Annotated in this window: 9 protein-coding genes; 3 read left to right on the forward strand and 6 right to left on the reverse strand. The window is 59.6% G+C overall.

The genetic code is table 11. The annotated features are described in order from the left end of the window. Positions 1-50: 50 nt before the first annotated feature. The 6 genes from ACSBQS_RS13920 to ACSBQS_RS13945 all read right to left on the reverse strand — a co-directional run bounded on the left by ACSBQS_RS13920 (position 51) and on the right by ACSBQS_RS13945 (position 6,053). A complete protein-coding gene (locus ACSBQS_RS13920; RefSeq protein ID WP_004936575.1) occupies positions 51-1,013 on the reverse strand; it encodes a sugar-binding transcriptional regulator in 963 nt (320 codons plus the stop codon). Positions 1,014-1,108: 95 nt separating this feature from the next. Continuing rightward, a complete protein-coding gene (dhaL, locus tag ACSBQS_RS13925) occupies positions 1,109-1,765 on the reverse strand; it encodes a dihydroxyacetone kinase subunit DhaL (protein WP_197665916.1) in 657 nt (218 codons plus the stop codon). A 3-nt stretch (positions 1,766-1,768) separates the two neighbouring features. Further along, complete coding sequence (locus tag ACSBQS_RS13930) at positions 1,769-2,770, reverse strand: dihydroxyacetone kinase subunit DhaK (RefSeq protein ID WP_015378693.1); 1,002 nt, start codon at positions 2,768-2,770, stop codon at positions 1,769-1,771. Between the two features lie 29 nt (positions 2,771-2,799). Beyond that, positions 2,800-3,570, reverse strand: coding sequence for an SDR family oxidoreductase (locus ACSBQS_RS13935; RefSeq protein ID WP_434990837.1), 771 nt, complete (start codon positions 3,568-3,570; stop codon positions 2,800-2,802). Positions 3,571-3,605: 35 nt separating this feature from the next. Then, complete coding sequence (locus ACSBQS_RS13940; RefSeq protein ID WP_033643986.1) at positions 3,606-4,874, reverse strand: MFS transporter; 1,269 nt, start codon at positions 4,872-4,874, stop codon at positions 3,606-3,608. Positions 4,875-4,940: 66 nt separating this feature from the next. Continuing rightward, positions 4,941-6,053 carry an MDR/zinc-dependent alcohol dehydrogenase-like family protein gene (locus tag ACSBQS_RS13945; RefSeq protein WP_033643987.1) on the reverse strand — a complete coding sequence of 371 codons (1,113 nt, stop codon included), beginning with the start codon at positions 6,051-6,053 and terminating at the stop codon, positions 4,941-4,943. Positions 6,054-6,371: 318 nt separating this feature from the next. Between ACSBQS_RS13945 and rpiB the strand changes: the two genes are divergently transcribed. From rpiB to ACSBQS_RS13960, 3 genes are all read left to right on the forward strand, one after another. After that, positions 6,372-6,830: a ribose 5-phosphate isomerase B gene (gene rpiB / locus ACSBQS_RS13950; RefSeq protein WP_033643988.1), complete on the forward strand. Its 459-nt coding sequence runs from the start codon at positions 6,372-6,374 to the stop codon at positions 6,828-6,830. Between the two features lie 193 nt (positions 6,831-7,023). Further along, positions 7,024-7,974 (forward strand): transaldolase, encoded by a 951-nt coding sequence (gene tal, locus ACSBQS_RS13955; protein ID WP_016926754.1) that lies wholly within the window; start codon positions 7,024-7,026, stop codon positions 7,972-7,974. A gap of 18 nt (positions 7,975-7,992) precedes the next feature. Continuing rightward, on the forward strand, positions 7,993-8,125 hold a 133-nt coding region (locus ACSBQS_RS13960), incomplete at its 3' end, for a hypothetical protein (RefSeq protein WP_139159286.1).

The raw sequence follows: 8,125 nt of genomic DNA on the forward strand, positions 1-8,125 counted from the left end.
ATGTCTCTGGAGGGTTCAGCCTGGCGCTGAACCCTTTTTTGCGGGTGCCGCTATTGCGACATGTTGAGGATAGTGCGCACATTGAGCGCGCTGGTGGCGATAATGTCGATGGCGCCGGTGCGCAACGCGCCCAAAATCGCCAGCGCCTTGGTATTCTCGGAGGCAATGGCGATCACGCACGGAATTTTGCGCAGCTCATCAATGCTCAGCCCAATCACACGGTCATTCATCACCGTATCGACATGCTGCCCCTGGGCATTGAAAAAGTCATAGCCGGCGATGTCGCCGATCACGCCCTGATTAAGGCTGGCGTCGATAATCTCGTGCGGCGTAAACCACCCCAATTTCACCATATAACTGTTTTCATTCATGTCGCCAATGCCGACTAACGCCACATCGGCCTTACGCGCGCGATCCAACGTTTCCTTGATCGTGCCGTTCTGCATGAAGGCGTCTTTCAGCGCGCGATTTTCGACGTAGGCCGGCGCATAGAGCGTCTCGCTGCTGCCGCCGAACTTCTTCGCCAAGCGCCGGCTGATATGGTCGGCATTGATCGCATCGCCCGGACGGTGGGTGCCGCCGATGCCGCAGATGAACTTGCAGTTGCGCTCCGTCACGCTGCCGACGTGATCGGCGATCGCCGCCACGTTGCGTCCCTGCCCGACCGCCAACACCATATCGTCTTTCAGCGACATCGCCAGGTAGTTGGACACCAGCGCCGCCACTTGCCGACGCTGTTCCTCTTCGTCCTGATGATCGAGCGCGATCAGCGCGCGGCTGATGGGAAAACGTTCCATCATCTGCTGTTCCAGCCGGGTGCTGAACACCGGGTGATAACGCACGTTGATCTCGACGATGCCTTCTTCCTTGGCGCGCTTGAGCAAACGACCGACTTTGATCCGTGAGATGCCGAACTTTTTGGCGATCTCTTCCTGCGTGATCTCATCCTGATAATAAGCAACGGCGATTTCGGTCAGCAGTTCGTTATCCTGGGACACAGTTTGTTTTTCCATCCGTTAGACGTTTCCCCACGGCAGGCCGGTTAATCATGGCGGAGGGACGATACACGCCCCTCCGACAATGCTGAATGCCCGCTAGTATAACGCGTTCAGGCGGCAACGGTATTCAGTCGTTGCTCCACCTCGTCCGCCAATCGGGTCAAGAGCAGGCAGCAAGATACCGCGCCGGCGTCCAGTACGCCGCGCGAACGCTCGCCCAGGCGGCTGGCGCGGCCGATTTTCGCCACCAGCTCGCGCGTGGAATCGCGCCCGCGCGCCGCGGCGATCCTCATCTGTTCCAGCGCAGCGGCGAAGTCGTCACCACGCCCCGCCGCCTGCTCAAACGCCGCTACCGCCGGTATCAGCGTATCCATCAGACACTTGTCCCCCACGCCCGCGCTGCTGATGTCCTGCAGTTCGCGCAAACCGCCGTGCAACATCGCCAAAAATGCCTGCTTATCCAGCACGCTGCGCTCGCGCACGCTCTCCGCCATGCCCATGAACAGGCTACCGTACAGCGGCCCCATCGAACCGCCGATGCCCTCCATCAGCGCATCGGAAACCGCATCGAACGCCTGCGCCAACGTGAGCTCGCGGCCGCGAATGGCATCGCCGCACATCGCGAATCCCTTCGACATGTTAATGCCGTGGTCGCCGTCGCCGATGGCGCCGTCGATTTCGCTCAGGTATTCGCGGTTGCTGACAATGGTTTCTATCAGCCCCGTAACGATCTCATTGCCGTACCGGGTTGAAATTTGTTCCGTCATGATTCACTCCACCTGGGTTAAGCCTAAAGATTGCGCCGGCATGTCCAGCAGCGTTTTCAGTTCGTCATCCAGCGTCATCAGCGTCAGCGTCACGCCCATCATTTCCAGCGACGTGAAGTAATTGCCGACGTAGCGCCGATGCACCCGCACGCCTTTCGCCGTCAACCGACGCTCTATTTCGGCATAATAGATATACAGCTCCATCACCGGCGTGGCGCCAAGCCCGGAGATCAGCAACGCCACCTCCTGCCCCTGTTCCAGCGGCATGTCGTTGAGCACGAAATCGAGCATGGTGCCGGCCATCGCCGACGCCGACTGGATCGGCGACACCTCAATGCCCGGTTCGCCGTGATGGCCAATGCCGATCTCCATCTTGCCGTCTTCGATATGAAAATTGGGTTTGCCGACCGCGGGAATGGTGCAGGAACTGAGGCCGACGCCGATCGAACGACACCGGTCGATGGCTTTTTGCGCCGCGCCGATCACGCCGTCCAGATCGTATCCCTTGGCCGCCGCCGCCGCGCCGACCTTCCACATCAGAATTTCTCCGGCCACGCCGCGCCGTTTATCGATCTCACTGGCCGGTGCCGAGGCGACGTCATCGTTGGCCACCACGGTTTTCACCCGTATGCCGGCCGCCGTGGCCTTCTTGATCGCCATCTTGACGTTCATGTTGTCGCCGGCGTAGTTGCCGTACAGGCAAGCGACGCCCGCACCGCTGTCCGCCGCCTTGAAGGCATCGAGAAAAGCCCCCGCCGTAGGCGATGAAAAAATCTCGCCAATCGCGACGGCATCCAGCATGTTTTTGCCGACATAGCCCAGGAACGCCGGCTCATGGCCGGAACCGCCGCCGGTGACGATGCCCACTTTGCCGGCGATCGGCGCCGGCGGATATTTCAACACCCGCGCATTGTCGGTGGCGGCGTAATAGTCCGGGTGGGCCAGCCTATAGCCCTGAATGGCGTCTTCCACTACGTGATCGGGATCGTTAATGATTCTGTTCATCGCGGCCTCTCTGTCGCCTGAATAAGAAATTATTGAATGGTGTAACCGCCGTCGACCACCAGGTTGGCGCCGGTGATCATCGCCGCCGCGTCGCCGGCCAAAAACAGGGCGCTGGCGGCGATATCTTGCGGCTCGGCGAAGCGCCGCAGCGGGATTTTCTGCTTCATCTGCTCAGCCACCTCGCCAGACCAGGCCTTACGGCCCAGCTCCGTCAAAACCACGGTGGGTGAAATGGCGTTGACCCGCACGTTGTGCGGCCCCCACTCCAGCGCCAGCACCTGAGTCAACCCGATCACGCCCGCTTTGCTGGCGCAATAGGCCAGGTGATTCGGCAATGCCACCACCCCGGCCTGCGAGGCGAGATTGATGATGCTGCCGCCGCGCTGACTAATGAAACGGCGGCCCACCGCCTGGCAGGTGAGAAACACGCCTTTCAGATTGACCGCCTGGGTTGCATCCCACGCCGCTTCCGGCAGTTCCTCAGCGGGATGCAGCGTGACGATGCCGGCGCTGTTGACCAGCACGTCCAGCTGCCCGAAATGCGCCTCACTCTGCGCCACCGCCCGCTCCACCGACGCGGCATCGGTGACGTCGGCCACGACGCCCACCGCCGCCTCGGCGTCCAGCCGTCGCGCCACTTCAGCAACCTGCGGCGCACGATCGAGCAGCGCCACGCGCGCGCCGTTTTGCAGATAGCGTTCGGCGATAGCGAGGCCGATCCCCGCAGCGCCGCCGGTAATCAGCGCCACCTTGCCCTGCAGCGAGAGCTCGCGCGGCGCCGTAGTTTGATGATTAATCATATATTTCCCCTTAAAACTGTGAACTTCACCCTCGGTCAGGATATTTTCGCCAAACTCGCGCCGCGTTCTTCCTGCGCCATCGCGCTTTCCTTCGGCAGCGTGACAAATTTCATCAGCACGCCGCTGAACAGGTACAAACCGGTAAAGATCCAGATCACGCCAACGGTGCCGAGACTGCCGATAAACAGCCCCACCACCGCCGGGCCGACAAAGGTGCTCAGGCCGGCGCCCAGATTGAGAATCGACATCGCCGCGCCCTTATTGTCCGGCGCCAGCGACGGCATGATGGCCGACAGCGGCACGAACGCCGCCAGGCAGGCGCCGAACAAACCGGCGGCGCAAACGGTCAGCAGGTAGTTGGCGCCGAAGAATTGCGGTACGTAGTAGAACATCAGCGTGGTCAAGGCGCAGCCGACGCAGCCGAACCACATCACCACATTGCGCCAGCCGAGACCGTCGCTGATCACGCCGAAAATCAGGTTGAAAATGATGTTGACCGTCCACAGCGCGGCGTACATCTGCAGCCAATGCGTGCGGGTGAATCCCATATCCATCATGTACATGGGCATGAATACGACGAAGCCGTATGCCGCGGAGGTATTAATGGTGCGCACGATGCCGCCCAGGCCAATCTTCGGGTTTTCAAACGCGATGGTGATGCCTTTCAAGACGTAACCCAGCGACGCCTTTTCACGGTTGCCGCTCTGTGCCGCGCCGTCGTCGCGATTGAGCATCAGCGCAATCACCGCGCCCAGCACGACGAAAATCAGCGCGCTCCACAGCGTGTGGATCTCACCGAGATAAGGCAGCATGATGCTGGAATACAGCACGCCCAGCACGCTGAGCCCGCCGCTGTAGACGAACCAGAAAATCCCCACCGCCGACCCCAGCCTTTCCGGCGGCGCCTCATACGCCACCCACACCAGAAAACCGTAGGCGAATAACGGATAACCCAAGCCGCGCAGCGCATAGGTCGGCACCATGATCGCCAGGTTGTTGCTCGGCAGGCCGAACGTCAAAAAGCACACCGAACCGAACAGAAACAGCAGCAGGCCGGCCAACATCACCCGCCGGGCGGTAAAGATTTCCGCCAGCACGCCGGAAAACCAGGCGGCGATCGCGGCCGCAAAGCCATAAACGCTGAACAGCAGCGCCGATTCCTGAATGCTCAGCCCCTTGCCGATCAAATAAGGCGACAGCCATCCTTGTTCCAGCCCTTCGCCCATCATGAACACCAACACGCCGGCATAGCCCAGCAGCAGTTTCGGTGACAGACCAATGCGATGAATCAGTCCATGCAACATAGAACACCCCAGCACATGTGATTATGGAGGCGCAGGCTCGCCCGCACCCGAAGAACGATGCAGGTTTCAGAGGTTTGGATTAAGCACCACTTTGATTGAACCGATGCCGCGCTTCATCAGCTCGAAGCCCTCGGCGAACTGTTCCAGCGGCAGCGTATGCGTCACCACGCCTTCGGTTGGCAGATCGCCATTGGCGATGCCTTCGATCACCAGCGGGTAGCAGTAAGGGCCGAGGTGCGAACCGAGCACGTCCAGCTCCTTGCGGTCGCTGATGATGCTCCAGTCGACGGTCACCGGATCCTTGAACACGGAAAATTCCACGAAGGTGCCGAGTTTGCGGATCAGCGTCAGGCCCTGTTCCACGGACTTTTGGGCGCCGGTCGCCTCGATGTAGATGTCGCAGCCGTAGCCATCGGTCATCGCTTTAACCGCCGCGGGCACGTCGTCACGGGTCGGGTTCAGCGTCACATCCGCGCCGAAGCGCTTCGCCAGCGCCAGACGCTCGTCGGACAGATCCAGCACCACCAGCTTCGAGGGCCCGGACTTTTTGATCGCCCCGATCATGCCCAGCCCCAGGGTGCCGGCGCCGGCCAGCACCACGACATCGCCCAGTTTGATATTGGCGCGTTGCACCGCATGGAAGGAGCAAGCATAGGGTTCGATCAGAATGGCTTTTTCGATCGGCAGATCGGCCGGTACGTGATAGTTAATCGCCTCTTTGGTGAACTTCATGTACTCGGCCATGCCGCCATTGACGTTTTTCTGGAAACCGTACAGGTCATGCTTTTCGCACATCCAATACTGGCCGCGGTTGCAGAAGCGGCATTGCCAACAGGGAACGATCTGTTCTGATATCACCCGATCGCCGAGATTGAAGCCCTCGACGCCTTCGCCGTATCCCACCACGTGGCCGATAAACTCATGACCGGGGATCATCGGCGCCTTGATGTATGCCGGTTGTTTTTCATCGCCCCAGAAGCTGGGCGCCCCTTCGAACGCTTTAACATCGCCGGCGCAGATGCCGCAGGCCTCGATCTTCACCAGGATCTCTTTCGGGCCGATCTTCGGTACCGGCACCTGTTCCAGGCGGTAATCTTTCGGGGCGTACGCCACAACCGCCTTCATGATCTCGGGGATACCGTCCGCCATTTTCGCCTCTGTCATGCAGGTCTGACACATAGCACTCTCCTCTGGTAGGGTGACTCTTTATGATCAATAACACAAACAAAGAACAAATGAACACTAACGTCACGCGTTCAATTTGCCCACAGAGAACTTGCCAAACTGTGATATCGCTCAAAAACCCGCCTGCATGAGGATAAATAACGATTAAAACCTCTTTTTTAGTGACGACTGTCACCTTTTAAAGGGAGGAACAGAAAAATCAGGCAAAAAACAAAAGAACATCAATTGAACATTTGATTAAACAGGGATACGGTAATGAACGTGGCGCCACCGAGGATCGCCGCCCTTTTCGTTACCAATCAGGAGACCGCTATGCTGCCTATCGCCATCGGCGCCGACGATGCCGCCATTGAATTGAAGGATCTGATCGTCGCCCACCTGCAACGACGGGACATTCCCGTCATTGACTACACGACGGATCGCACCGCAGAAACGGGGATCTATCCCGATATCGCCTATCGCGTCGCGCAGGCGATACGGGAGGAAAAACATCGGCGGGGGATCCTGCTGTGCGGCACCGGCATCGGTATGAGCATCGTGGCCAATAAAGTGCCCGGCATTCGCGCGGCGCAATGTCACGATACCTACTCCGCCCAACGGGCGCGCAAAAGCAATGATGCGCAGATCATCACGCTGGGCGCGCGGGTCATCGGCGCCGAACTGGCGAAAACCATCGTCGATGCCTGGCTGGAATCGGAGTTTGAAGGGGGAGGATCGGCGCCGAAAGTCGAGCGGATCGGCTATTACGAAAACGCGGTCGGTCGGCGTTAAACCGCCTGCAGTCTCGATGGCGGTCGCGCGCAAGCCGCGCTCCGCCTGGGTTTATTCGTCATTCATTGTTATTATCCATCGCAACAATCAGAAAAAGCGCATTTTCATTCTCGATCCGATGATGCAGTGTGTTCCCCCTATGATGAAAAAGGTTCTCATTTCCCTACGTTGAGCTTGGTCAAGGAGCTTATCAATGAATCAATTAGACGCACTCAAGCAGCTGACCACGGTGGTCGCCGACAGCGGCGATATCGAATCCATCCGCCAGTTCGAACCCCAGGACGCCACCACCAACCCTTCGCTGATCCTGAAAGCCGCCGCGCTGCCGCAGTACAAAGCGCTGATCACCGAAGCGCTGGAGTATGCCCGCCGCCAGGGCGGCAGCAAGGAAACCCAGCTGATCAACGCCAGCGATAAACTGGCGGTCAACATCGGCGTCGAGATCCTCAAAAGCGTGCCGGGCCGCATCTCCACCGAAGTGGACGCCCGCCTGTCGTTCGACCGCGGCATGTGCGTCGCCAAAGCGCGCAAACTGATCGGCATGTATCAGGAACAGGGCATCGACAAATCGCGCATCCTGATCAAGCTGGCTTCCACCTGGGAAGGCATCAAAGCCGCCGAAGAGCTGGAAAAAGAAGGCATCAACACCAACCTGACGCTGCTGTTCTCCTTCGCTCAGGCCCGCGCCTGCGCCGAAGCCGGCGTGTATCTGATCTCGCCGTTCGTCGGCCGCATCTATGACTGGTACCAGGCTAAACAGCCTGCCGCCGACTACGACGCCGATCAGGATCCGGGCGTGAAATCGGTGCGCACCATCTATGAATACTACAAGCGTCATCGTTACCAGACAGTGATCATGGGCGCCAGCTTCCGCAAAGTTGAGCAGATCCTGGCGCTGGCCGGCTGCGATCGCCTGACCATCGCGCCGAACCTGCTGGAGCAGCTGAAAAACAGCGAACAGCCGGTCGAGCGCAAGCTGACCCCGTCGACCGAGGGCTTCCACCAACCCGCTCCGCTGGCCGAAGCGGAATTCCGCTGGCTGCACAATCAGGACGCCATGGCGGTAGAAAAACTCGCCGAAGGCATCCGCCTGTTCGCCGTCGACCAGCAGAAGCTGGAAGACATGTTGGCCGCTCAACTGTAATCGCACTGGAGTTTCGTTATGTCTTCTCGTAAAGAGCTTGCCAACGCCATCCGCGCACTCAGCATGGACGCCGTACAAAAAGCAAATTCCGGCCACCCGGGGGCCCCTATGGGCATGGCGGACATCGCCGAAGTCCTGTGGCGCGACTACC

This window comes from Serratia sp. H402Y (assembly GCF_051172415.1).
Classification (GTDB): Bacteria; Pseudomonadota; Gammaproteobacteria; order Enterobacterales; family Enterobacteriaceae; genus Serratia; species Serratia ureilytica.

What these genes read in the sequence shown, in the direction of transcription:
- tal (WP_016926754.1), top strand. Translation starts at nt 7,024, where the DNA reads ATGAATCAATTAGACGCACTCAAGCAGCTGACCACGGTGGTCGCCGAC.
- ACSBQS_RS13930 (WP_015378693.1), bottom strand. Translation starts at nt 2,770, where the DNA reads ATGAACAGAATCATTAACGATCCCGATCACGTAGTGGAAGACGCCATT.
- ACSBQS_RS13920 (WP_004936575.1), bottom strand. Translation starts at nt 1,013, where the DNA reads ATGGAAAAACAAACTGTGTCCCAGGATAACGAACTGCTGACCGAAATC.
- ACSBQS_RS13945 (WP_033643987.1), bottom strand. Translation starts at nt 6,053, where the DNA reads ATGTGTCAGACCTGCATGACAGAGGCGAAAATGGCGGACGGTATCCCC.
- rpiB (WP_033643988.1), top strand. Translation starts at nt 6,372, where the DNA reads ATGCTGCCTATCGCCATCGGCGCCGACGATGCCGCCATTGAATTGAAG.
- ACSBQS_RS13935 (WP_434990837.1), bottom strand. Translation starts at nt 3,570, where the DNA reads ATGATTAATCATCAAACTACGGCGCCGCGCGAGCTCTCGCTGCAGGGC.
- ACSBQS_RS13940 (WP_033643986.1), bottom strand. Translation starts at nt 4,874, where the DNA reads ATGTTGCATGGACTGATTCATCGCATTGGTCTGTCACCGAAACTGCTG.
- dhaL (WP_197665916.1), bottom strand. Translation starts at nt 1,765, where the DNA reads ATGACGGAACAAATTTCAACCCGGTACGGCAATGAGATCGTTACGGGG.